The 23,348-nt window shown below is 64.6% G+C and carries 18 protein-coding genes and 1 tRNA gene; 11 read left to right on the top strand and 8 right to left on the bottom strand.

Features of this window, described 5'->3' with window-relative positions:
• Positions 1–148: 148 nt before the first annotated feature.
• From ACFOKJ_RS06500 to ACFOKJ_RS06510, 3 genes are all read right to left on the bottom strand, one after another.
• Entirely contained in the window at positions 149–1,237 is a 1,089-nt protein-coding gene (locus tag ACFOKJ_RS06500; protein ID WP_390277665.1) for a hypothetical protein, read from the bottom strand.
• Positions 1,238–1,379: 142 nt separating this feature from the next.
• Positions 1,380–4,178, bottom strand: a complete 2,799-nt coding sequence (locus tag ACFOKJ_RS06505; protein WP_390277667.1) for an ATP-binding protein — start codon at positions 4,176–4,178, stop codon at positions 1,380–1,382.
• Between the two features lie 366 nt (positions 4,179–4,544).
• Positions 4,545–6,710: a malate synthase G gene (locus ACFOKJ_RS06510; protein WP_390277670.1), complete on the bottom strand. Its 2,166-nt coding sequence runs from the start codon at positions 6,708–6,710 to the stop codon at positions 4,545–4,547.
• 160 nt (positions 6,711–6,870) lie between these two features.
• Here ACFOKJ_RS06510 and ACFOKJ_RS06515 point away from each other — a divergent pair, with 160 nt between their 5' ends.
• The 6 genes from ACFOKJ_RS06515 to ACFOKJ_RS06540 all read left to right on the top strand — a co-directional run bounded on the left by ACFOKJ_RS06515 (position 6,871) and on the right by ACFOKJ_RS06540 (position 11,388).
• Positions 6,871–7,767: a LysR family transcriptional regulator gene (locus ACFOKJ_RS06515; RefSeq protein WP_390277672.1), complete on the top strand. Its 897-nt coding sequence runs from the start codon at positions 6,871–6,873 to the stop codon at positions 7,765–7,767.
• Between the two features lie 218 nt (positions 7,768–7,985).
• Entirely contained in the window at positions 7,986–8,528 is a 543-nt protein-coding gene (locus ACFOKJ_RS06520; protein ID WP_449369335.1) for an iron transporter, read from the top strand.
• Between the two features lie 78 nt (positions 8,529–8,606).
• Positions 8,607–8,939, top strand: coding sequence for a cupredoxin domain-containing protein (locus ACFOKJ_RS06525; RefSeq protein WP_390277674.1), 333 nt, complete (start codon positions 8,607–8,609; stop codon positions 8,937–8,939).
• 11 nt (positions 8,940–8,950) lie between these two features.
• On the top strand, positions 8,951–9,769 hold the full coding sequence (locus tag ACFOKJ_RS06530; RefSeq protein WP_390277675.1) for an FTR1 family iron permease: 819 nt from the start codon (positions 8,951–8,953) through the stop codon (positions 9,767–9,769).
• A complete protein-coding gene (locus tag ACFOKJ_RS06535; RefSeq protein WP_390277677.1) occupies positions 9,766–11,172 on the top strand; it encodes a 4Fe-4S binding protein in 1,407 nt (468 codons plus the stop codon). Before ACFOKJ_RS06530 ends, ACFOKJ_RS06535 begins: the two co-directional genes overlap by 4 nt.
• Before the next feature lie 131 nt (positions 11,173–11,303).
• Positions 11,304–11,388, top strand: a tRNA-Tyr gene (locus ACFOKJ_RS06540).
• Between the two features lie 103 nt (positions 11,389–11,491).
• Here the strand turns inward: ACFOKJ_RS06540 and corA are convergent.
• A complete protein-coding gene (corA, locus tag ACFOKJ_RS06545; protein ID WP_390277679.1) occupies positions 11,492–12,463 on the bottom strand; it encodes a magnesium/cobalt transporter CorA in 972 nt (323 codons plus the stop codon).
• Between the two features lie 292 nt (positions 12,464–12,755).
• Between corA and ACFOKJ_RS06550 the strand changes: the two genes are divergently transcribed.
• From ACFOKJ_RS06550 to ACFOKJ_RS06560, 3 genes are read left to right on the top strand one after another with little or no spacing between them, the layout of a single operon-like run.
• Positions 12,756–13,025 (top strand): hypothetical protein, encoded by a 270-nt coding sequence (locus tag ACFOKJ_RS06550; protein ID WP_390277681.1) that lies wholly within the window; start codon positions 12,756–12,758, stop codon positions 13,023–13,025.
• A 53-nt stretch (positions 13,026–13,078) separates the two neighbouring features.
• Complete coding sequence (locus ACFOKJ_RS06555) at positions 13,079–14,899, top strand: ABC transporter transmembrane domain-containing protein (RefSeq protein WP_390277683.1); 1,821 nt, start codon at positions 13,079–13,081, stop codon at positions 14,897–14,899.
• Positions 14,900–14,907: 8 nt separating this feature from the next.
• On the top strand, positions 14,908–15,918 hold the full coding sequence (locus tag ACFOKJ_RS06560) for a nucleoid-associated protein (RefSeq protein WP_390277685.1): 1,011 nt from the start codon (positions 14,908–14,910) through the stop codon (positions 15,916–15,918).
• A gap of 174 nt (positions 15,919–16,092) precedes the next feature.
• On the opposite strand, the gene gltX is transcribed toward ACFOKJ_RS06560, so the two are convergent.
• On the bottom strand, positions 16,093–17,478 hold the full coding sequence (gltX, locus tag ACFOKJ_RS06565) for a glutamate--tRNA ligase (RefSeq protein ID WP_390277687.1): 1,386 nt from the start codon (positions 17,476–17,478) through the stop codon (positions 16,093–16,095).
• A gap of 302 nt (positions 17,479–17,780) precedes the next feature.
• Positions 17,781–18,413 carry a LysE family translocator gene (locus ACFOKJ_RS06570; protein WP_390277689.1) on the bottom strand — a complete coding sequence of 211 codons (633 nt, stop codon included), beginning with the start codon at positions 18,411–18,413 and terminating at the stop codon, positions 17,781–17,783.
• 152 nt (positions 18,414–18,565) lie between these two features.
• Here ACFOKJ_RS06570 and ACFOKJ_RS06575 point away from each other — a divergent pair, with 152 nt between their 5' ends.
• Positions 18,566–19,984 carry an aminotransferase-like domain-containing protein gene (locus ACFOKJ_RS06575; protein WP_390277691.1) on the top strand — a complete coding sequence of 473 codons (1,419 nt, stop codon included), beginning with the start codon at positions 18,566–18,568 and terminating at the stop codon, positions 19,982–19,984.
• A gap of 58 nt (positions 19,985–20,042) precedes the next feature.
• On the top strand, positions 20,043–20,480 hold the full coding sequence (locus ACFOKJ_RS06580; protein ID WP_390277693.1) for an SRPBCC family protein: 438 nt from the start codon (positions 20,043–20,045) through the stop codon (positions 20,478–20,480).
• A gap of 13 nt (positions 20,481–20,493) precedes the next feature.
• Here ACFOKJ_RS06580 and ACFOKJ_RS06585 read toward each other — a convergent pair whose 3' ends face one another.
• Both ACFOKJ_RS06585 and rlmD read right to left on the bottom strand, forming a co-directional pair.
• Positions 20,494–21,525: a DUF2157 domain-containing protein gene (locus ACFOKJ_RS06585; RefSeq protein WP_390277695.1), complete on the bottom strand. Its 1,032-nt coding sequence runs from the start codon at positions 21,523–21,525 to the stop codon at positions 20,494–20,496.
• Positions 21,526–21,696: 171 nt separating this feature from the next.
• Positions 21,697–23,289, bottom strand: a complete 1,593-nt coding sequence (rlmD, locus tag ACFOKJ_RS06590) for a 23S rRNA (uracil(1939)-C(5))-methyltransferase RlmD (protein ID WP_390277697.1) — start codon at positions 23,287–23,289, stop codon at positions 21,697–21,699.
• Positions 23,290–23,348: the final 59 nt, after the last annotated feature.

Consider the following 23,348-nt stretch of genomic DNA (forward strand, 5'->3'; position numbering starts at 1 on the left):
ACAGTATCCGGGCAAGGGTGCCCGTGCCGCCCGCTGGCAGACAGCAAGCGGGCGGCATGGCAGCACTGAGGCTGTCTTATCGAATACTAGGCAAGGCAGGCTGGCAATGCCATTTGCCAGCTGCCCGCGGCCCTAGCTGCACCTGACCCTAGCTGCATTTGGCCTTGGCGTCGGCCGCGCTCAGGTTTTTCACCGAGGTGTAGTACAGCCGGCAGACCATGTCGCTGTCGTTCTTCCAGCTGGTGGTGCAGCTGTTCAGCACGCTCTGGGCATCGCCATCCGGTTTCTGCCCCATGGCATTCTGCCAGCAGGCCACCGTCAGATCCTGCTGCATGATGGCAATGCCATCCTGATCGGTATTGGCGTACCAGATGTAGCTGGGGTGGTTGCCGCCCAGTACCGGCACCTGCTTGTTGCTGCCGATATCCACTTTTACCAGCTGCAGCACATCCATGCTGCTGCCGGCCGGCAGGTATTGCTGCGCAAACCAGGCGCGTGCCGGCCCGCCCAGCGCCACCATCGGGCGGACGTTGCTGCTGCCGGCCTGTGGCGCGGTCCAGCTTTGCAGCAGGGCGCTGGTGTAGGGGCTGAAGTAGCTGTACACCTGGGTCAGCTCGCTGCCGGCACTGGCCGGGGCGGCAATCGGGGCGATGTCGGCAATGGTCTGGTACAGGCCGTTGTCACGGGTGTTCATGCCGTTGTAGCCCAGCACCTGCGCCCAGCGCAGGGTGGTGGCGGCGGTCAGGTAGTCCTGGCTGTCGTTGAGCACGGTATCCGGCGGGAAGTGCAGCAGCTGTACGGTGCGGTGGTTGCGCAGCGCCATGCCCAGGGTCAGGAAGAAGCGCCAGTCGCTTTTCCAGCCGCCGGCCTGCTTGATGTCCTGCGCGCCCTGGTAACCCAGCTGGCCAATGTCGAGATAACTGCTGATCTGCTGGCCGTAGTCGTCACCCGGCGCATTGCTGATGCTGGCCTTGATGTGGTCGCCATCGTTGCGCACTTTTACCGCTGGTGGCACCTTGCCACCGCTGGCACTGGCATCGCGCAGCAGGTTCTGCATCAGCCAGTGGCTGACGGTCATTTCCAGTGACGGCGCCGGTTCGGGGCAGTTCTGCTGGCAGTTGGGGTAGGAAAACAGCGCCGCCACGTCATCGCGCTTGCCCAGGTCGACTTCGATATCGGCAGCGGTGGCAAGCAGCGGCAGGCCCAGCAGCAGGGCGACGATCAGGTTGTTCTGCATGACTCCTCCTTGGGTGATGGCCGGCAGCCAGGCAGCCGCCGGTGATACTGCGGGGCACCTCGAAAAACTCCCGCTTTCGTTGCGATACGACGTGGCTCTCGCCACGTTCTTGCGATTGGCAAGCCGGGTGTTTCGAGGCGCCCTACGACGCTGGTGGCAGCTGCCGTGCCAGCGTTTGCTGCACTTCGTCCAGCGCCTGCGCCAACCTGTCCACCAGGTCCGCCGGCAGCTGGCCGTCCTTGGCGGCCAGGTCCAGGCTTTGCGCCAGCTGCTGCACCTGCGGGGCGTTGATGTAGTGCGCCACGCTTTTCAGGTTATGGGCCAGGCGCTGGATGTCGGCGATGTCCTGCCGTGCGGCGGCGCTGCGCAGCAGGCTGGCATCCTCGGCGTGGTACTTGCGGAACTTGCCCAGCACCGACAGGTACTGGCTGACGCTGAGCCCGGCCGGTGGCTGCAGCGTCGGGTCGGCCGGTAGTGGAATCGGCGTCGGGCCGCTGCCGACGTATTGCCCCACGGTGTGGTACAGCTGTGCCGGGGTGTAGGGCTTGGCCAGGTGATCGTCCATGCCGGCGGCAATCGCCTCGTCCCGCGCAGCGTCGAAAGCATGCGCGGTCACCGCGATGATGGGCAGGCGCAGCCCCTGCTCGCGGATGCGGCGCGCGGCGGCCAGGCCGTCCAGCTGCGGCATGTGGATGTCCATCAGGATGGCGTCGAACAGGTTGTGCACGGCCATGTCCACCGCCTGGATGCCGTTTTCGGCACACCATACCTGGGCGCCGGCGGCCTGCAGCAGCTCGCTGGCGATCTGCTGGTTGATCGGGTTGTCCTCTGCCAGCAGGATGCGCTTGCCCTGCAGATTGCTGGCCGCTGGCGGTGTGGCGCTGTCGTCGGCTGCGGCCAACGTTGCGGCGGACAAGGTGCTGCTGGCCAGTAGCGCGCGGCGTAGCTTGCCCGGCAGCAGTGGCGCGTCCAGCTGCGGCAGCATGGCGCGGATTTCTGCCGACAGGGTGTCACTGTCGGCCAGTAGCAGGATGCGGCAGTCGGCAGCCAGCAGGCTGCGCAGCTGCCCCAGGTAATCCTGGGGGCTGCGTTGCGCCGGCAGATCGGTAATCACCCACTGCGGGCGGTAGCCCTGCTGCAGCAGCGCCTTGCTGGTGCCGAGCCCGCTGCAGGCCTGCACGCTGGCACCCAGCTGCTGCAGCTGTTGCAGGCAGTTTTCCCGCGCCGGCTCGCTGCGCTGGATCAGCAATACCTGCAGTGGCTCCGGCAGCGGTGCCAGCTGGCTATCCGGCTCGTAGGGCAGCGACAGCGTGAAGCGGAAACAGCTGCCGTGCCCCGGCTGACTTTCCACCGTGATATTGCCGCCCATGGCCGCCACCAGCTGCTGGCAGATCGCCAGCCCCAGCCCGGTGCCGCCATAGCGCCGGCTGATGGACTCATCGGCCTGGGTGAAGGGCGCAAACAAATGCGGCAGCTTGGCCGCATCGATGCCGATGCCGCTGTCGCTTACCGAGAACTGCAGTGCGGCTTGCGTCTGGCTGACCGCCAGGCAGCTGATGCCAAGGCGGATCTCGCCGCTGTCGGTGAACTTCACCGCGTTGCCCAGCAGGTTCAGCAGCACCTGTCCCAGGCGCACGCTGTCGCCATGCAGCACCTGCGGTACATCCGGAGCGATGCTCACCAGTAACGGCAAGGACTTGGCCGCCAGTTGCGGCCGCAACAGATCGGCTTGTGCCTGCAGCAGGGCTTCCAGCTGGAATGGGCGTTGCTCCAGGGCGAGCTTGCCCATTTCGGCACGCGAAAAATCCAGGATGTCGTTGATGATCACCAGCAGCGAATCGGCAGAGGCGCGGATCTTCTGCAGATAGTCACGCTCGCGCGGCGGCACCTCCTGCTGCAGTGCCAGGCTGCTCAGGCCGATGATGGCGTTCATCGGGGTGCGGATCTCGTGGCTCATGCGTGCCAGAAAGCCGGATTTCGCCACGTTGGCCGCCTCGGCCGCCCGTGCCGCCTGCTGCAGCTGGCGTACCCAGCTGTGCACGAAGCGGTAACCCAGAAAACCCATGGCCAGAAACATGATGGCCACCACCAGGTACACCGCGGCAGAGGAGGCGGCGATCAGCTCGCTGGCATGCTGCCAGCCGGCGACGGTTCCCAGCGCCTGGCTGGCGCGGACTGCATTGCTGCTGAGCCAGAACGACAGCGCGATATACAGATACACCCCGCCCACCACCATGCCGGCGGCAGGCAAGATCCAGCGCAGGCTGGCCTGTCGTGGCTGCGGGCCGCTGAACAGCATGCGGTCGCGCCAGCGGCATAGCGGGCCGGCCAGCAGATACAGCAGCGGGCCGCAGATCAGCAGCAGCTGCAGGAAGTTGCCCAGCCACCAGCCCTGCCAGATGCCGAAGGCGTCGCTGGAGCCGATGCGGTTGGTGTAGATCCAGATAAAGGCGCCACTGGCGCTGAATACGCTGCTGAAGAAGGCAATCAGCGCAAAGAAGAACAGCGCATCCAGGCTGCGCAGATTCAGCGGTACCGGCAGCGCGCGGTAGGCAATGCTGAAGACTGCCAGCCCCAGCGGGTTGGACAGCGCGAACAACGCCGCCCAGCCCAGCGGCAGGCCGGCATACAGCGACAGGCAGAAGGTGGCGGCATAGGCCGGAATGGCGCCCCACTGCAGGCCGAACAGCAGCCCCCATAGCAGGCATAGTGTCAGCGGCGGGTAAACCGACACATAGATCGCCGCGCCGCCGAACTGCAGCTGCATGCCGGACCATTGCCAGATCACCGCCCCCAGCCCCAGGGCGATGCAGGCCAGCATGGAGAGCAGCCACAGGCCCAGCAGTTGGCCGCGCACAACTGAGCGAGCCAGCTGCAGGCGACGCAGCGATACCGGGCGATAGCCGGCCAGTTGTGCCTTGTCCTGGGGTAGGGTATCCACCGTGCGTTCTTGCCTCGTTTATCCGGGCATCTCGAAAGACTCCCGCTTTCGTCGCGATACTGCATTGCTCACGAAAAATTTCTCCTTACATATCAACCATATGCTGCGTCGACATTTTTCGTTCGCACCTTGTCTCGCCGCGTTATCTAAATTGGAAAGCCGGGTTTTTCGAGGCGCCCATCTGTTTGCCACCGGCCGCGGCAGCGGCATGATTGTCAAAAATTGTGTCATAGATGATGCCATATGGCATATGCCAGCGCTGGCAAATAAATGCCGGCAAAACAAACGCCGCACTCCAGGAGGAGTGCGGCGTGCTTGACGGCATCAGGATGGCATCATCCTGCCCTGGTCAGGGCCGGCACAGGCTTATGCCTGGGCCTTGGCCACCTGGCGCCAGGCGTGCAGCAGCGGCTCGGTGTAGCCGGACGGCTGGGCGCAGCCCTTGAACACCAGGTCGCAGGCGGCCTTGAACGCCACCGAGCTGTCGAAATTGCCGGCCATGTTGCGGTAGGCGGCATCGCCGGCGTTCTGCTGGTCCACCACCGCGGCCATGCGCTGCAGGGTTTCCATCACCTGAGCCTCGGTCACGATGCCGTGGCGTAGCCAGTTGGCAATGTGCTGGCTGGAGATGCGCAGCGTGGCACGGTCTTCCATCAGGCCGATGTTGTGGATGTCCGGCACCTTGGAGCAGCCCACGCCCTGGTCCACCCAGCGCACCACGTAACCGAGGATGCCCTGTGCGTTATTGTCCAGCTCCTGCTGGATGTCGGCGGCGGACCAGTTGGGGTTGGCCGCAACCGGGATGGTCAGCAGATCGTCCAGCAGCTCGGCGGCCGGCTGCGCTTCCAGCTGCTGCTGTACTTGCTGCACGTTTACCTGGTGGTAGTGCAGCGCGTGCAGCACGGCGGCGGTGGGCGACGGTACCCAGGCGGTGTTGGCACCGGCTTTCGGGTGGCCGATCTTCTGCTTCAGCATCTCGGCCATCAGGTCCGGCATCGCCCACATGCCCTTGCCGATCTGTGCACGGCCACGCAGGCCGCTGGCCAGGCCCACCTGCACGTTATTGCGCTCGTAGGCGGTGATCCAGCTGGAGGTCTTCATGTCGCCCTTGCGGATCATCGGACCGGCTTCCATCGCGGTGTGCATCTCGTCGCCGGTGCGGTCGAGGAAGCCGGTGTTGATGAAGGCCACGCGGCGGCGCGCGGCGGCAATGCAGGCGGCCAGGTTTACGCTGGTGCGGCGCTCTTCATCCATGATGCCCAGCTTCACGCTGTACTGCGGCAGGCCCAGCAGCTGCTCCACGCGGCCAAACAGCTCATCGGCGAAGGAAACTTCTTCCGGGCCGTGCATCTTCGGCTTCACGATGTAGATGGAGCCGGTGCGCGAGTTGCCCTTGCGCTGCTGGTCGTGCAGCGCGATCAGGGTGGTAACCACTGCATCCAGAATGCCTTCCTGGATTTCGCGGCCTTCACCGTCCAGGATCGCCGGGTTGCTCATCAGGTGACCAACGTTGCGGATGAACAGCAGGCTGCGGCCGTGCAGGGTCAGTTCGCCACCGTTGGCCGCACTGTAGCGGCGGTCGGCGTTCAGGCGGCGGGTAAAGGTCTTGCCGCCTTTTTCCACTTCTTCCACCAGCGTGCCCAGCATCAGGCCCAGCCAGTTGCGGTACACCACTACCTTGTCGTCGGCATCCACTGCGGCTACCGAGTCTTCGCAGTCCATGATGGTGCTGATGGCAGCTTCCATCACGATGTCCTTCACGCCGGCGCCGTCCTGCGCGCCAATGGCGCTGGATTTGTCGATCTGGATCTCGAAGTGCAGGCCGTTGTTCTTCAGCAGCACGCTGGTAGGCGCGGCGGCATCGCCATTGAAGCCGATGAACTGTGCCGGCTGCTTCAGGCCGCATACGCTGCCGTTCTGCAGCGCAACCTGCAGCTGGCCACCTGCCACGCGATAAGCCGCCGCGTCCTTGTGCGAGCCACCTTCCAGCGGCGCTGCCTGATCCAGGAACTCGCGGCCAAAGGCGATGACCTTGCCGCCACGCACCGGGTTGTAGCCGCCAGCCTTGCCGGCGCCGTCTGCCTCGCTGATGGCATCGGTGCCGTACAGCGCGTCGTACAGGCTGCCCCAGCGGGCGTTGGCCGCATTCAGCGCGTAGCGGGCGTTCATCACCGGCACTACCAGCTGCGGGCCGGCTTGCTCGGCCAGTTCGGTATCGATATTGCTGGTGTCGATGCGGCTGTCAGCCGGTACCGGCTGCAGGTAGCCGATGTCGGTCAGGAATTGCTTGTAAGCCGCCATGTCGGCAATCGGGCCCGGATGGGTACGGTGCCATTCGTCGATGGCAGTTTGCAGGCGGTCCCGTACTGCCAACAGCGCGCGGTTCTTCGGCCCCAGCTCATGCACGATGGCATCGAAACCTTGCCAGAAGGCATCACTGGCAATACCGGTGCCGGGCAGGGCTTCCTGCTCAATGAAATCGTGAAGGTTGGCCGCAACGGCCAGGCGGTGTTTCTGGATGCGCGCTGTCATGCTAGTTCTCTCTCGTAGACTTGTTTCTGTGGATGTCTGCCTGTGGCCGGTGGCGGATAAAACCGTGCCGACCAGCCCTGTTATGACGGCCAGTGTAGCCATGTTGCTGCGCTGCGCAAAGCGCTAAAATGCCACAACATCTTTTACTTTTGGTGCGGAAATGGACGTGTTCAAGCAGCTGGAAACCTTTGTTTCGGTGGTGAATCTGGGCAGCCTTTCCGCCGCTGCCCGGCAGGAGCAGGTAGTGCCGGCCATCATCGGCCGCCGGCTGGATGCGCTGGAGCATCGGCTGGGTGCCAAGCTGCTGGTGCGCACCACGCGCAGCATCTCGCTGACGCAGGAAGGCAGTGCCTTTTACGAGGACTGCCTGCGCATTCTGGCCGAGCTGGAAGAGGCCGAATCGGCAATTGCCAGTGGCAGCGGCCGCGCGCGCGGCCAGCTGCGGGTGTCGGCGCCGGCCGGTTTTGGCCGCCAGCACGTGGCGCCGCACGTGGCCAGCTTTCTGCGCAAGCACCCGGACCTGCGCGTGGCGCTGGATCTGTCCGACCGGCTGGTGGACCTGGCGCGCGACCGCATCGATTGCGCGATCCGCATTTCCGACCTGGCCGATTCCAGCCTGATCGCCGTGCGGCTGGCAGAAAACCGCCGCGTGGTGGTGGCGTCGCCCGCCTACCTGGCGCGGCGCGGCACGCCCAAAACACTGGACGATCTGGCGCAGCATGACTGCCTGTCGCTGGGCGAAAGCCAGAGCCGTGGCTGGACCTTCAAGGTGGGTGGCGAGCTGGTGAACCTGAAGGTGCGCGGCGCGCTGGAGTGCAACGACGGCGCGGTGCTGCACGACTGGGCGCTGCAGGGCCTGGGCCTGACCTGGCGCTCGATGTGGGAAGTGAAGGACGACATCGGCGAGGGGCGGCTGGTAACGGTGCTGGACAAATATTCCTCGCCGGATTACCCGGTGTACGCGGTGATGGCGCAGCGCCGCTACCTGCCGGGGCGGGTACGGCTGTTCATCGAACATCTGAAAGAGGTGTACGCCGCCCCCGGCTACTGGGACTAGCGGTTAATGTAACGAAATGTACATGGTGGCGGCAGGCTAAGGTGTTGTTTTTGCTGGATGTAAATTCTGGCGGCAGACGCGGTAACGTCGCGTGCTTGTCGTGGATCAAGGACAGTTACCTTCGCTGTATTGATAATGGTTCTTAATGTACTTAAGATTTCAACTACTGGTGCCGTGGCGTCTCGCCCGGCCGAACCGTTATCGCAAAGGAATCAAGCATGCGCATCCGTAACAGCACCCTGTTGGCCGCAAGTCTGCTCACCCTGCCGTTGCTGGCCTCGGCAGCGGAATACCCTATCGGCAAGCCGCAGATCAAGGCCGGTCTGGAAGTGGCAGCGGTCTACCTGCAGCCGGTGAAAATGGACCCGGACGGCATGATGCGCAAGGCGGAGGAATCCGATGTGCACCTGGAGGCTGACATTCACGCCGCCAAGGGCAACCCCAACGGTTTTGGCGAAGGCGACTGGGTGCCGTACCTGGTGATCAAGTACGAAGTGCAGAAGGTAGGCAGCAAGGACGTGATCAAGGGCGACTTCATGCCGATGGTGGCCTCCGACGGCCCGCACTACGGCGACAACGTCAAGCTGATGGGCCCGGGCAAGTACAAGCTCAAGTTCACCATCATGCCGCCGAGCATGAACCAGCATGCCCACTTTGGCCGCCATGTCGACAAGGAAACCGGCGTTGGTGCCTGGTTCAAGCCCTTCGACCTGAACTACGAGTTCACCTACGCCGGCATCGGCAAGAAGGGCGGCTACTAAGCCCTGTAGTACCAGACTCTCATCAGCGCCGCCGGCCATGCCGCGGCGCTGTGTCGCTTTACATCACGGGAAATCACCATGGGTAACACCATTCGCCTGCTGGCCTGTGCGCTGGCTCTGCTCGGCACACAGGCCATTGCCGCCGACCTGCCGGTGTTCCGGCTGGAACTTAACGACGGCAAGATCAACACCCGCCAGATCACCGCCCCTGCCGGCGTGCGCTTCAAGATCGAAATCGTCAACAAGGGCAAGACTGCCGCCGAGTTCGAAAGCCTGCAGCTGCGCAAGGAAAAGGTGCTGGCGCCGGGTGCGGACAGCTTTGTGGTGCTGGGGCCGCTGTCGCCAGGGCAGTACAAGTTCTACGACGAATTCCACATGGCGACCACGCAGGGCGTGATCGTCGTCAAGTAAGGAGCCTGGGCATGGGTCAGGTCTTGTTCATCGTCTGGCGCGAAAGCGTGGAGGCGATGCTGGTCATCGGCATCCTGCATGCCTGGTTGTCGCACAACGCGGCAGATAGCGGCGGCAAGCGCTGGCTGTGGGGCGGCGTGGTGCTGGGCGTACTGCTGGCGGCGGTGCTGGCGTTTGGCCTGTTTGCCGCTGCCGAGCTGCTGGGGCCGCACCAGGATGCCTTCCAGGCCGGCATGGTATTCGTGGCGGCGGCGCTGATCGTGCAGATGGTGCTGTGGATGCGCCAGCACGGCCGCACGCTGAAGCGCGATCTGGAAAGCGGGCTGGCGGCCAACGCCGGGCGCAACAACTGGTGGGGCGTGCTGCTGCTGGTGGCCATTGCCGTGGCGCGCGAGGGCAGCGAGGCGGTGGTGTTCCTGTACGGCATGCTGGCCAGCGCCCAGGGCAGCGAACTGGGCTGGATGGCGGCCGGCGGCGCGCTGGGCTTTGCGCTGGCGCTGCTCACCTTCTGGCTGCTGCAGTTGGGCGGTAAATACCTGTCGTGGCGGCTGTTCTTCCGCGCTACCGAAATCATGCTGCTGCTGTTGGCCGCGGCCTTGTTCAGCAGCGGTATCGACAAGCTGCAGTCCATGGAACTGCTGCCGACGCTGATCGACCCGCTGTGGGACAGCTCGGCGCTGGTGGATGACATGTCGCCGGCCGGAGGCGTGCTGGCGGCGCTTACCGGCTACCGTGCCCACCCGTCGCTCACCAGCCTGCTGGCCTATGGCGGCTACTGGTTGCTGATCGCCGCACTGTTTCGCTGGCGCCGATCGCGGAGCGGCGCATGAGCTGTAGTGCTGCGATGCGACAAGCCCCGTCTGGCCGCCTGGCGCGTGTCGGCGACTGGCTGCGCGAGCATGCCGGGCTGATTCGCGGCCTGCAATGGCTGGTGGTGCTGGTGTATGCGGTACTGCTGCTGGTGCCGGCCATGCTGCCGCTGCCGGATGAAACCGCGCATGTGTGGAACAACATCACCATCATTGCCGAGTTCGCGTTCTGGGGTATCTGGTGGCCGTTCGTACTGCTGTCCATGCTGCTGTTCGGCCGCTTGTGGTGTGGTGTGCTGTGTCCGGAGGGCGCGCTGGCCGAGTGGGCATCGCGCCATGGCAAGGGGCGGCCGATTCCGCGCTGGATGCGCTGGGGCGGCTGGCCGTTCGTGGCCTTCGTCGGCACCACCGTGTATGGCCAGATGGTCAGCGTCTACCAGTATCCCAAGGCAGCGCTGCTGGTGCTGGGCGGCTCCACCGTGGCCGCGGTGGCGGTGGGCTACTGGTACACCCGCGGCAAGCGCGCCTGGTGCCGCTACCTGTGCCCGGTGAACGGCGTATTCGCGCTGCTGGCCAAGCTGGCGCCGGTGCATTTCCGCGTTGACCAGCAAGCGTGGCAGCAGGCCGGCAACACGCGCCGTAGCATCGCCATCAAGGCGGTGGATTGCGCGCCGCTGCAGCCTATCAGCCAGATGCAGGGCGGCAGCGGCTGCCACATGTGCGGGCGCTGCAGCAGCCATCGCGACGCGGTGACACTGAGCCTGCGCTCGCCGTCGGACGAAATCGTGCGCGTGGCCGCGCGCGAGGCGGATGGCTGGCAGACGCTGCTGATCGTGTTCGGGCTGATGGGAGTGGCCATCGGCGCCTTCCACTGGAGCGCCAGCCCGTGGTTCATCACCATCAAGCAGGCGTTGGCCGAATGGCTGGTGGAGCGCGAGTGGTTCTGGCCGCTGGAGGCTGATGCCCCGTGGTGGCTGTTCACCCACTACCCGGAAAAGAACGACGTGTTCAGCTGGCTGGATGGCAGCCTGCTGCTGGCCTATATCGCTGCCACCGCGCTGCTGCTGGGCTCGGTAAGCATGCTGCTGCTGGCTGGTGCCGTGCGCCTGGCCGGGCGCTGGCAGCGACAGCGGCTGCACCATCTGGCGCAGGCGCTGATTCCGCTGGCCGGCTGCGGCGTGTTCCTCGGCCTGACTGCGGTGACGCTGAGCCTGCTGCGCGGCGAGGGCGTTTACTGGTACTGGATCAACGACCAGAGGCTGGCACTGCTAGTGGCGGCCAACCTGTGGTCGCTGTGGCTGGCGCGCGGCATCGTGCGGCAGTGGCAGCCGGCCAGCTGGCGGCAGCTGCCGGTATTGCTGGCGTTTTCCGCCGTGCTGCTGTGGGTGGACAGCGCCTGGGGCTGGCTGTTCTGGTGGTGGTAGGTGGTATTGCATGGCCATATAAGTGACTGAATTGCCGACAGTTTATTGCTGCTTTGCAAAATAATTGCAGAATTCATGCAAGAAACTGTTGACGGAGTGGGGCGGTATCGATATTATTCGCCTCCTCTTCTGGCGGGATTCCCGAGCGGTCAAAGGGAGCAGATTGTAAATCTGCCGGCTCTGCCTTCGAAGGTTCGAATCCTTCTCCCGCCACCAGAATTGAGAAAAGCCCGTGTCGCAAGACACGGGCTTTTTGCATTCGGCCAAGCCCCTGCAGCAGGCTGCAGGGGCTTGGCGTTGTCGGCACGAAGGCTGCCGGCTACAACCACCCGACCTTCTTGAAGCGCCACCACAGCAGCACATCCAGCACCAGCATGATGGCCAGGGTCAGCGGGTAGCCGTCGCTGCTTTTCAGCTCCGGCATATTGTCGAAGTTCATCCCGTAGATACCGGCGATCATGGTGGGTACCGCGAACAGCGCGGCATAGGCGGCCAGTTTCTTGCTCACGCTGGAGTCGTCCAGCGAGATCATCGCCAGGTTCACCTGGATGGCGGTGGACAGCATGTCGCGCTGCGATTCCAGGCTGCGGATGATGCGCGCCAGGTGGTCGTCCACGTCGCGGTAGTAGTTCTGCAGCCCGCCGCATACCCGTGGCACGCGGCCGCCGTGCAGGCGGCCCACCGCTTCGTGCAGCGGCACCACAGCGTGGCTGACGGTAACCAGCTTGCGTTTCAGCGCGTACAGGTCTTCGATATTGCGCCGTGCCGAGCTCTTGCGGCTGAACAGCCGTTCTTCCAGTTCGTCAAGCTCGTCTTCCAGCTGGTGCATCACCGCAAAGTAGCGGTCCACCACCGCGTCGATCAGCGCGTAGAACACGAAGCCGGCGCCGATCTGCAGCAGCTCCGGCTCGTGCTCGCAGCGGTCGCGCACGCTGACAAAGCCCTTGCGGGTGTCGTTGCGGATCGACAGCACGAAGTTCGGGCCGACGAACAGGTCTACCTCGCCCACGCGCAGCTCGCCGGACTCGGTGGGTTCCAGTGTCTGCAGCACGCAGAACAGTACCTCGCCGTATTCCTCCAGCTTGGGGCGCTGGTGGCCGTTGCGCGCGTCTTCCACCGCCAGCTCGTGCAGCTCGAACTGCGCGGCCATGGCGTCCAGCTCCGCCGGCTCCGGGTCGCGCAGCGCCACCCAGACGAAGGTGTCCGGGCGCTGCAGGTAGTCGTGGATGTCTTCCTGCTGCAGGTCGGCCAGTTTCTGGCCGTTGTGGTAGGCAACGCAGTTGATCAGCATGCTGTCTCTCCGTCTGGCGCCGTGTGCTGGTGGCGCGGCGGTGTGTTGGACACCTCGAAAAACTCCCGCTTTCGTTGCGATACGGCGTTGCTCACGAAAAATCCCTCCTGACATAGCAAACCTGTGCGGCGTCGGGATGTTTCGTTCGCGTCTTGTCTCGCTTAACAATCCGGGTTTTTCGAGGCGCCCTGTTGTTATCGGTGTGTTATCGGCGCTGGGTTGGCCGCAGGGCTGGCTTGACAGCCAGGGGTAGGCTGTCATGCTGCCGACATCACAGCATGGAGGCAAGCCGATGACCAGCCAGACCACCCAGCCAGAGCTGTTTTTACTGGATGCCGCCGGCGAAAGCCAGCCCCTGCCGGCAGGCAGTAGCGGCCTGCTGCTGCGGCAAGCGGGGCGCCCGGATCTGCAACTGCTGCCGCAAGCCGATGGCAGCCTGCTGCTGATCTGCCCGATGGATGGCCCGCAGCCGCAGCATGCGCAGCTGTTGCTGCGCCCCGGCGCCTGCAATGTGCTGGCGCTGGAGGCGGTATGGCGCCCCACGCGCGCTGATGGCGCTTGAATTCGCGCCTTGTGGCCAGCATGTAAGCCCTTTGCCTTGTTGCGGGAGTCCCGGTGAATACCCCTACGCTATTGCAGCGCCTGACGCCGCTTTCCGGCCTGCTGCCATTCATGCGGCCTTACCGTGGCCGCTTCGTGCTGGCGGCCATTGCGCTGCTGGTGGCGGCCGGCGCCACGCTGCTGCTGCCGGTGGCGTTCCGCTACCTGATCGATCACGCCTTTGCCCGCCGTGAGGCGGTGGATGGCTATTTTCTGGCCCTGTTCGCGGTGGCGGCGGTGCTGGCGCTGTTTACCGCGCTACGCTTCTACCTGGTGTCATGGCTGGGCGAGCGCGTTACCGCCGATATGCGCAGCGCGGTGTATCGCCACGTCATCAGCATGAGCCCGGAATACTTCGAAACGCTGCAGACCGGCGAGGTGCTGTCGCGGCTCACCACCGATACCACGCTGGTGCAGACGGTGGTGGGCACCAGCCTGTCCATGGGCTTGCGCAATGTGTTGCTGATGCTGGGTGGCCTGGTGATGCTGGCGGTGACCAGCCCCAGCCTTACCGGCTACATCCTGGTCACGCTGGCGGTGGTGGTGCTGCCTATCCTGATCTACGGCCGGCGGGTGCGGGCGCTGTCGCGCGCCAGCCAGGATCGCATCGCCGACTCCAGCGCGCTGGCCGGCGAAATGCTGAACGCGGTGCAGACGGTACAGGCATTTGCGCAGGAGGTGCGTGAGGTAGGCCGCTTTACCGCCTCGGTGGAAACCAGCTTTGGCACTGCGCTGGCACGCATCCGTGCCCGCAGCCAGCTTACCGCCATCGTGATCCTGCTGGTGTTCGGCGCCATCGTGTTCGTGCTGTGGCTGGGGGCGCACGCGGTGCTGGCCGGGCAGATGTCCAGCGGCCAGCTGGCGCAGTTCATCCTCTACGCGGTGGTGACCGCCGGGGCGATTGGCGCGGTGGCCGAGGTATGGGGCGATCTGCAGCGCGCCGCCGGCGCCACCGAGCGCTTGCTGGCGCTGCTGGCGCAGCGCTCGCCGGTCACGCCGCCAGTCAATCCGCAAGCGCTGCCTACCAGCGGCGAGGGCATTCGGTTGCAGCAGGTACGCTTTGCCTACCCGTCGCGCCCCGGTATGCCATCGCTGCAGGATGTCAGCCTGTGGGTGCAGCCGGGCGAGCAGGTGGCGCTGGTCGGGCCTTCCGGCGCCGGCAAGAGCACGCTGTTCCAGCTGTTGCTGCGCTTCTACGACCCGCAGGCCGGCCGCATCAGCATCAACGGCGTGGCGGTGGATCAGCTGGCCCCGGCCGAGCTGCGCCGCCATGTCGGCATTGTGTTGCAGGACACGGTGATCTTTGCCGCCAGTGCGCTGGAGAACATCCGCTACGGCCGGCCCGAAGCCAGCGACGAGGAGGTGATCGCCGCGGCGCATGCTGCTGCCGCGCATGATTTCATCGACAAGCTGCCGGATGGCTACCACAGCTTTCTTGGCGAGCGCGGCGTGCGCTTGTCCGGTGGACAGCGCCAGCGCATCGCCATTGCCCGCGCCATCCTGAAGAACCCGCCGATCCTGTTGCTGGACGAAGCCACCAGCGCGCTGGATGCAGAATCCGAGCAGCTGGTGCAGGCGGCACTGGAACGCGCGGCGGCCAACCGCACCACGCTGGTGATCGCCCACCGTCTGGCTACGGTGAAGCAGGCGGACCGCATCGTGGTGCTGGATGGTGGCCGCATCGTGGCAGAAGGCCGCCACGAGGCGCTGCTGGCCAGCTCGCCGCTGTACACCAGGTTGGCCGCACTGCAATTTGGCGCGGCTGGCGCGCATGCGGCCAACCTTGTTGCGGCAGCGCCGGGCGGCGATAATCCCGCCTCCAGTGAACAGGAGTAAGAAACAGCATGCACATCAGCGAAGCCAGAGTCGAACGACTGGTCATCCACCGCGTGGGTAACCCCAGCCGCGGCGAACCCTTGCAGCTGTCCGGCAAGGCCATCGGCGTGGACGAGGCGGTGTCGGCGCTGATTCTGGACGGTTACCTGAAGGGCATCGTGTCGGACAAGAAGAAGTTCCAGTTTGTGCACGAGACCGACCTCAACCTCAACGAGCTGTACCACTACAGCCGTCGCTTCTTCCGTGGCGAAGTGGACTTGCTGGAGGTGTCGGGGCAGATCGCCAAGCACCTGTACGGTCGCTCGCAGCATCCCAATATTGCCGCCGGCGACCTGCTGGTGATCCTGTTCTCCGGCCTGGGCGAAGCCGACGCGCCGCAGCGCGCGCTGGGCATTTTCAAGGCCGAGATCCAGGAAGACTTCCTCACCATCATCGAAAGCGGCGAGGTGTTCGACATCAGCCACGCTTCCGGCATCAACCCGCGGCTGATCGACAAGGGCGCGCTGGTGCTGGAAAGCGGCCCCACACTGTACGCGGTGGACCGCCTGGGGCACGAGGCCAAGTTCTGGCTGGATGACTTCCTGCGCGCGCTGCGCGTGCCGGACAGCAGCTCCACCAGCAAGCTGGTGGCCGAGGTAATCGAGCAGGTGGCGGAAGAGATTGCCGACCCGGCAGAACAGCTGCGCTTCCGCGACGAGGTGCTGACGCACTGCAAGAGCGAGCCGGAAGTGTCGCCGCGCGACATGGCCGACATGGCCGAGCGCTATGTACCGGCGAACGAAGTGAACCGGCTATTCGACAGCGCGGCGGAAAGCTACGGCTTTTCGCTGCAGAGCGAGGCGCCGCTGCCGGCGCAGGGCGTGGCCAAGCGGCTGGAGAAGTTCTGGAGCAAGGTGGGGGTGGGGCATGGCGTCAGCCTGCTGCTGCCGTCCGACCTCAGCCTGCAGAACGTACAGAGCGAAAAGGGCGAAAACGGCGAACTGACGCTGACCCTGCACCTGCTGCAGCGTGATGCCTGAGTGGGCGCGTTGGCAGCAAGATAAAACACCCCGCTACGGCGGGGTGTTTTGCTGTTGCTAGCCACTGTTGCGCGTGCCGTGGTGTTGCGTGGTGCGCGCTACGTTTCTGCTTTATCCGAAACGAAAAAACCCGGCCATCGGCCGGGTTTGTCACTGGCTGGAAACGGGCAGTGCTCAGCCGCGCAGGCGGCGCAGCACTTCTTCCTTGCCGATCAGCGCCAGCACCGCATCCACCGACGGGGTCTGGGTGGTGCCGCACACCAGCACGCGCAGCGGCATGCCCAGCTGGCCCATCTTGATGCCTTCCTCGGCGCAGAATGGCTTGAACAGTTCGTGGATGCTTTCGGCAGTCCAGGCTTCCAGAGCCGCCAGCTGGTCGGCAAAACGCAGCATGCGCTCGCGGCTGTCACCGGACAGGTGCTTTTCCACGTCGGCGGCCTGCGGCTCGCGCTTGGCGTAGAAGTAGTCCACTTCCTGTGCCAGTGCGTTCAGGTCCTGGATGCGCTCCTTCACCAGTGCTACCACGTCGGCCAGGGCAGGGCCGTTGCGGGTATCCACGTTGGCCGCAGTCAGGCGGTCGGCAATCAGCCCGGCCAGGCGCTGGTTGTCGGCGGCCTTGATGTGCTGCGCGTTCAGCCACATGAATTTTTCGTGGTTGAAGCGGCTGGCGGACGGGCTTACCGCCTCCAGGCTGAACCATTCCACGAACTGCTCCATGTTGAAGAATTCCTCGTCGCCGTGGCCCCAGCCCAGGCGTGCCAGGTAGTTCAGCAGCGCTTCCGGCAGAATACCCTTGGCGGCGTAGTCCACCACGCTTACCGCGTCGCGGCGCTTGGACATCTTGTTGCCGTTCTCGTTGAGAATCATCGGCAGGTGCGCGTACACCGGCAGCGGGGCATCCAGCGCCTTGAGGATGTTGATCTGGCGCGGGGTGTTGTTCACGTGGTCGTCACCGCGGATCACGTGGGTGATGTTCATGTCCCAGTCGTCCACCACCACGCAGAAGTTGTAGGTGGGGCTGCCGTCCGGGCGGGCGATGATCAGGTCGTCCAGTTCGTCGTTGCTGATCTCGATGCGGCCTTTCACCGCGTCCTCCCATACCACCGAGCCGCCGATCGGGTTCTTGAAGCGCACCACCGGCTGTACGTCGGCCGGAATCGCCGGCAGGGTCTTGCCGGCTTCCGGGCGCCACATGCGGTTGTAGCGCGGCTTCTCGCCATTGGCTTCCTGCTGCGCGCGCAGTGCGTCCAGCTCTTCCTTGCTCATGTAGCAGTGGTAGGCGTGGCCGCTGGCCAGCAGTTGCTGGATCACATCCTTGTAACGGTCGAAACGCTGGGTCTGGTAGAACGGGCCTTCGTCGTAGTCCAGGCCTACCCAGTGCATGCCGTCCAGGATCGCCTTCACCGATTCCGGGGTGGAGCGCTCCAGGTCGGTGTCTTCGATGCGCAGCACGAAGGTGCCGGCATTCTTGCGGGCGAACGCCCAGGAAAACAGCGCGGTGCGCACGCCACCGATGTGCAGGAAACCGGTGGGGCTGGGGGCAAAACGGGTGCGGATCATGGTCTACGCCTGAACTGAAGATCGGTAAAGGCGGCTATTGTACGTTGCCGGCCAAAGCGCGGGCAAACGCCTTCCCCAATGCAAGTTGGCCGCATGCCTTATGGCGATGCGGCTAGGCTGCGGCCTGCTGTCGTTGTGCAGGTGACACCGGACCCGGCAAAGCCGGGCCGCCCCTGCACGGTTGTGACATCGGCAGCCTTGCTGTTTAACAACAAGACCCTTGCACGGTGCGCAAGGGTCTTGTCGATAGCAAGTTGGCCGCATGCCTTATGGCGATGCGGCCAACTGTCTGGAATGCGGGATCAGGCGTTCAGGCCGGCCGGCAGGGTGGGGCTGGCCGGCAGATTGGCCAGCAGCAGCCACAGCGCGGTAACTGCCAGCGTCAGTGCCATGGCGGTGTTGAAGCAGCGCATGCGGCGCGGGGTATTCAGCAGGCGCTGCAGCGCTACGCCGGCGCCGGCCCACACGCTGATGCACGGCATCATGGTGGCGAACACCACCACGAAGAACAGCAGCGCCGCCTGGCTGGCCGGCATGCTCTGTGGCAGGAACACCATGCCCATGTTCAGGCTGATCATCCAGGTCTTGGGGTTCAGCCACTGGAACCAGATGCCGCCCATGAACGACATCGGCTTGCTGCTGCCGTCCTCGTCGTCCAGCACGCTGCTGCGCTGGATCTGCCACGCCAGGTACAGCAGATAGCTGCAGCCGGCCACGGTGAGCAGCGGCTTGATGCTGCCCAGCAGCCCGGCCAGCTGGCCCATGAACACGATGATGATGGCAGCCTGCAGCGCAATGCCGGTGGCGATGCCGAACAGCGACGGCACGGTGCGGCGGAAGCCGTGATTCAGGCCGGAGGCGGCCAGAATCAGGTTGTTGGGGCCGGGGGTGATGGCCATTACGGCCAGGTAGATCACCAGTGCTGCGGTATTCATGGCGCTGCATCACAAAGCTGTTTTCGATGGCTGTGATGATAGGCATTGCCGCGCTACAATAACAGATTCAGAAATATCAATTTGCAACCATAACAGTTTGCTGCTGGCAAAACTGTTATGGTCGGCAAAGCCTCAAACTGTGCAGGTGCAATATGGCGCAAGAATCCCTCTACATGCGGCTGGTAAGCGAATGGACCACCATGATGCAGCGTGGCGTGCTGCAGCCGGGGCAGAAGATGCCGTCGGTACGCAAGGCCTGCGAGCAGTACCAGGTGAGCCCGGCCACCATCCTGTCCGCCTACCGGCTGCTGGAAGAACGCGGCCTGGTGGAGGCGCGGCCGCAGTCCGGCTTCTACGTGCGGGCGCAGACGCGGCTGCCGCTGCCGCACATGCGCCGCCAGAGCGGCACTGTGGCCACTGGCGACGAGGTGCTGGACAACATCGAGCTGGTGTTGGCCGCACAGCAGCAGCCGGGCTATCTGGATTTATCGATGGCCTCGCCGCGCGGCAGCGATTTCTACCCCACCAGCCGGCTGAAGAGCATTCTCGGCAAGCTCACCCGCGAGCAGCCGGAGCTGGCCACCGACTACAGCTACCCACCGGGCTCACTGGCCTTGCGCGAACAGGTGGCGCGCCGCGCGCTGGCCTGGGGCGTGGCGCTGACGGCGGACGACATCGTCACCACCAATGGCTGTACCGAGGCGCTGCAGCTGGCGCTGCGCACGGTGTGCAAGCACGGCGACACCATCGGCCTGGAATCGCCCACCTACTTTCTGCTGCTGCCGCTGCTGAAAAGCCTGGGGCTGAAGGTGATCGAGATTCCCACCCACCCCACCACCGGGCTGTCGCTGGATGCGCTGGAGCTGCTGCTGAGCGAAGGCCGGCTCAACGCCATCGTCGCCATGCCCACGGTGCACAACCCGCTGGGCGCCACCATGCCGTTGGAGAACAAGAAACGGTTGGCCGCACTGGTGAACGAGCACAAGGTGCCGCTGATCGAGGATTGCCCGCATGCCGACCTGTTCTATGGCCAGCTGACGCCGGACGCGGTAAAGGCCTTCGACCGCGACGGCTACGTGCTGCTGTGCGGCAGCTTCAACAAGACGCTGGCACCGGGCTTTCGCACCGGCTGGATCGCGCCTGGCCGCTACCGCCGCGAGCTGACGCGGCTCAAGTTTGCCTCCTCGCTGTCGCAGCCGCGGCTGCTGGAAGAAACCCTGGCCAGCTACCTGCAGGATGGCGCCTACGACCAGCACCTGCGCTTTTTGCGCCGCCACTATCAGTCGCAGATGTCGCGGCTGCAGGACGTGGTGGCTAATTACTTTCCGCCCGGCACCCGCGCTACCTCGCCCACCGGCGGTTGCGTGCTGTGGGTGGAGCTGCCGGGCGATGTCGACTCGCTGGCGCTGTCGCGCGCCGCCTATGCGGAGAAGATGCTGCTGGTGCCGGGCGCGCTGTACTCGCCACGCGGGCGCTACCGCAACTGTCTGCGCCTGTCCTGCTGCTACCCGTGGAGCGATGCCTACCAGCGCGGCCTGCAACGGGTGGCCGAGTTGGCCGCAGGAAACTGAGCAGGAAATGCGGCCAGCATGGTCTAGACTGGTGGCATTCCCCGCCAGGAGTCAGACCATGAGCACCAACACCGTCCGCCTGCACCGCGTCATCTGCGCCGCGCCCGACAAGCTGTATAACGCCTTTCTCGACCCGGCCGCCATGGCCAAGTGGCTGCCGCCGCATGGCTTCAGCGGCCAGGTGCACAGCATGGATGCCCGCGTTGGCGGCAGCTACCGCATGTCGTTCACCCACCTGAGCAGCGGTCAGCAACACCATTTTGGCGGCGAGTACCTGGAACTGGTGCCCGGCCAGCGCATCTGCAATACCGACCGTTTCGACGACCCGAACCTGCCGGGAGAGATGCGCACTACCGTTACTTTCACCCCGGTGTCCTGCGGCACCGAGGTCAATATCGTGCAGGAGGGCATTCCCGCCGCGATACCGGTGGATGGCTGCTACGTAGGCTGGCAGCAGTCGCTGCAGCTGCTGGCCTTGCTGGTGGAGGCGCCCTAGCGGCTCGCAGCCATCAACCCCGTCGTGCCAGCAGGGCCTGCAGTTCGGCTGGCAGGCGGGCGCGCAGCCGGCTGGTAACGGCGGCCTCGTGCCGCTGCCACTGGATGCCCAGCCAGATCACCGCCAGGCCGATCAGCGTCAGCACAAACGGGAACAGCATGCTGTCGCGGAACACCTGGTAGGCCAGGTGCCCCAGGTAACCGGCGCAGCCCAGCGCGCCGCACACCGCCAGCACCCGCCGCGCCAGCACCGCGCTGACCAGGATCATCAGCAGATTGATGCACAGGTACAGAAACTTGTTCAGCTCGCTGCTGGAGTCCATCAGGCTCAGCCCGCCCCAGAACGCCAAGGTGCCGAACAGGTACAGCCAGAACGCGTAGTCGCGGCCGCTGCGGCTGCGCAGATCCACCCAGAACGCCAGCAGCAGCATGGCCAGGCCGAACCATAGCGACACCCACTCGCGCCAGTCGTAAGTGACGTATTCCGGGTCGAACAGCATCGGTGCCAGATCCATGCTCATGTACCACAGCGTTACCGCCACCGGCATCACCAGGAACGGCAGCCGCAGCCGCTGCAGCACGATGCTGGCTGCAGCCAAGGTGGCGAGCTCCATCTGCAGCCAGCGCCAGTCGATATAGCGGTGGTAATCCTGGTAATGGGTATTGGCCGGCCACAGCCCCAGCATGCTTTGCACGCCATACACCGCCAGCGGCGTCATGCACACCGCCAGCGTGGCCAGAATGCCGGCCGGTATCGCCAGCTGCTGTTGCAGTAGCCAGCGGCTGCAGGCCAGCGCGGCCACGGCGTACAGCAGCGAGATCAACAGCAGCCCGCCACCGCCAAAGCGTTCCCAGCCCAGGTTCATGAACAGCGTCATCGCGCCGATGGCGATCATGCCGCCCAGGTAATACAGGATGTGGGTCAGACGAAATTGTGGCGTGCCAGCCTGCCGGGTTTGCAGAAACGCCCACAGTGCGTCGGCCTGTTCCACGCTCAACAGCCCGCGTTCGGCGGCTTGCTGTAATTGCTGCCGGTTGATTTCCATGCCCGTCTCCAGTTGGCTGCATGGTGTACACCATATGCATTGCAGTGCCTTGCCGGCAAGGCCGCCATCGTGGCCCGCTGGCCAGCGGGTATATCCGGCGCAATAAAAAAGACAGCGCCGGCATAAACCGGCGCTGCCCCTGTGTTTCGCTATGACCTCGAAACGGTGCGCTTACTCGCCCTGCGGCTCGCTGCTGCCTGCTTCCGCCTGCCGCGCCTCGTAAGCGGCGCGCTTGTCGGCATTGGCCTGGGTGCGGGCGTGGAACTCGGCGGTGCGGGCCGCCTTTGCGGCCAACCTTTCGGCTTTTTCCGCTGCCTGTTGCTCGGCCAGTGTGGCTTCACGCTCCAGGCGGGCGGCGATGGCGATCTCGCGGGCGGCGGCACGTTGTGCTTCTTCCTCGGCTTCCATTGCTTCCAACTCTGCCTTGGTCTTGCATGGGCCGGTTTTTTCGAACCAGGCGACAGACTCCACATGTGCGGTGTGCGGGAACATGTTCACGATACCGGCGGATTTCAGCGTGTAGCCCTTGGTGTGCACCAGTACGCCGGCGTCGCGCGCCAGGGTGGACGGGTTGCAGGATACGTACACGATGCGCTGTGGCGCGGTTTCCTCGGTGATGGCCTTCACCAGCTGGATGGCGCCGTCGCGCGGCGGGTCGATCAGCATCTTGTCGAACTTGCCCAGCGCGGCGAACGATTCCTCGGTCACCTCGAACAGGTTGGCCATTTCGTAGCTCACCTTGTGCTGCAGCTGGTTGTGGGTGGCGTTTTCCACCGCGCGCTTCACCAGCGCCTCGCTGCCTTCCATGCCGTGCACGTCGGCACCGCTACGCGCAATCGGCAGGGTGAAGTTGCCGATGCCGCAGAACATGTCGGCAATGCGCTCGCCGGCCTTGGGCTCCAGTAGGCGCAGTGCGCGGCTTACCATCACGTTGTTGATTTCCGGGTTCACCTGGGTGAATTCGGTGGGGTAGTACGGCATTTCCACGCTGAAGTCGCGCAGGCGGTAGGTAAGCTTGGGCGCGTCCAGCGGGTAGATCGGGTAGCAGGTTTCCGGCCCCTTGGGCTGCAGCCAGATTTGCAGCGGGCGCTTGGGCTGCGAGTGCTGGTCGGAGAACTTCTTCAGAATGTCGAAGTCTGCATCGGTAATGGCGTCCATATTGCGGAACACCAGGATGTCCACTTCGGCGCCTACCGCCACTTCCACCTGCGGCATGCGGTTGTTGATCGACAGCTTGATGATCATCTCGCGCAGCGGCACGATCAGGTCGGAGATGTGCTTGGGCAGTACATGGCACTCGCGCATGTCGGCAATGAAGCTGGAGCGCTTCTCGTGGAAGCCCACCAGCACGCCGCCTTTTTTCTCCACCAGCCTTGCCGACAGGCGGGCGCGGTGACGGTAGCCCCAGGCAGGGCCGGCAATCGGGGGCATCACCACTTGCGGGCGTACCTTGCCCAGGCGGCTGAGGTTGTCTTCCAGTACACGCTGCTTGATGGCTACCTGGGCGCTGAATTCGACGTGCTGCATCGAGCAGCCGCCGCACACGCCAAAGTGCGGACAGGCCGGCGTGGCGCGCATGTAGCTGTCCTTGATGATGTCGACAGCAACGGCGCTCTCGTAACTGGGCTTTTTGCGGAAGCTGCTGTAGCTCACGGTCTCGTAGGGCAGGGCGCCTTCGATGAAGATGGTCTTGCCTTCGACGTGGGCAACACCCCGGCCTTCGTGGTCCAGTGATTCGATATGTGCAAGCTGCTGTTGAGTCATTGTTTTGTAAGTCAAAATGCTATGGCAAAGACGATAATTGTCGCAGAATCCACGATAAA

Source organism: Vogesella amnigena, from assembly GCF_042648905.1.
Lineage (GTDB): Bacteria > Pseudomonadota > Gammaproteobacteria > Burkholderiales > Chromobacteriaceae > Vogesella > Vogesella amnigena.

What these genes read in the sequence shown, in the direction of transcription:
- gltX (WP_390277687.1), bottom strand. Translation starts at nt 17,478, where the DNA reads ATGATCCGCACCCGTTTTGCCCCCAGCCCCACCGGTTTCCTGCACATC.
- ACFOKJ_RS06500 (WP_390277665.1), bottom strand. Translation starts at nt 1,237, where the DNA reads ATGCAGAACAACCTGATCGTCGCCCTGCTGCTGGGCCTGCCGCTGCTT.
- ACFOKJ_RS06575 (WP_390277691.1), top strand. Translation starts at nt 18,566, where the DNA reads ATGGCGCAAGAATCCCTCTACATGCGGCTGGTAAGCGAATGGACCACC.
- ACFOKJ_RS06585 (WP_390277695.1), bottom strand. Translation starts at nt 21,525, where the DNA reads ATGGAAATCAACCGGCAGCAATTACAGCAAGCCGCCGAACGCGGGCTG.
- ACFOKJ_RS06520 (WP_449369335.1), top strand. Translation starts at nt 7,986, where the DNA reads ATGCGCATCCGTAACAGCACCCTGTTGGCCGCAAGTCTGCTCACCCTG.
- ACFOKJ_RS06535 (WP_390277677.1), top strand. Translation starts at nt 9,766, where the DNA reads ATGAGCTGTAGTGCTGCGATGCGACAAGCCCCGTCTGGCCGCCTGGCG.
- ACFOKJ_RS06515 (WP_390277672.1), top strand. Translation starts at nt 6,871, where the DNA reads ATGGACGTGTTCAAGCAGCTGGAAACCTTTGTTTCGGTGGTGAATCTG.
- ACFOKJ_RS06525 (WP_390277674.1), top strand. Translation starts at nt 8,607, where the DNA reads ATGGGTAACACCATTCGCCTGCTGGCCTGTGCGCTGGCTCTGCTCGGC.
- ACFOKJ_RS06530 (WP_390277675.1), top strand. Translation starts at nt 8,951, where the DNA reads ATGGGTCAGGTCTTGTTCATCGTCTGGCGCGAAAGCGTGGAGGCGATG.
- ACFOKJ_RS06580 (WP_390277693.1), top strand. Translation starts at nt 20,043, where the DNA reads ATGAGCACCAACACCGTCCGCCTGCACCGCGTCATCTGCGCCGCGCCC.
- ACFOKJ_RS06550 (WP_390277681.1), top strand. Translation starts at nt 12,756, where the DNA reads ATGACCAGCCAGACCACCCAGCCAGAGCTGTTTTTACTGGATGCCGCC.
- ACFOKJ_RS06560 (WP_390277685.1), top strand. Translation starts at nt 14,908, where the DNA reads ATGCACATCAGCGAAGCCAGAGTCGAACGACTGGTCATCCACCGCGTG.
- ACFOKJ_RS06570 (WP_390277689.1), bottom strand. Translation starts at nt 18,413, where the DNA reads ATGAATACCGCAGCACTGGTGATCTACCTGGCCGTAATGGCCATCACC.
- corA (WP_390277679.1), bottom strand. Translation starts at nt 12,463, where the DNA reads ATGCTGATCAACTGCGTTGCCTACCACAACGGCCAGAAACTGGCCGAC.
- ACFOKJ_RS06510 (WP_390277670.1), bottom strand. Translation starts at nt 6,710, where the DNA reads ATGACAGCGCGCATCCAGAAACACCGCCTGGCCGTTGCGGCCAACCTT.
- rlmD (WP_390277697.1), bottom strand. Translation starts at nt 23,289, where the DNA reads ATGACTCAACAGCAGCTTGCACATATCGAATCACTGGACCACGAAGGC.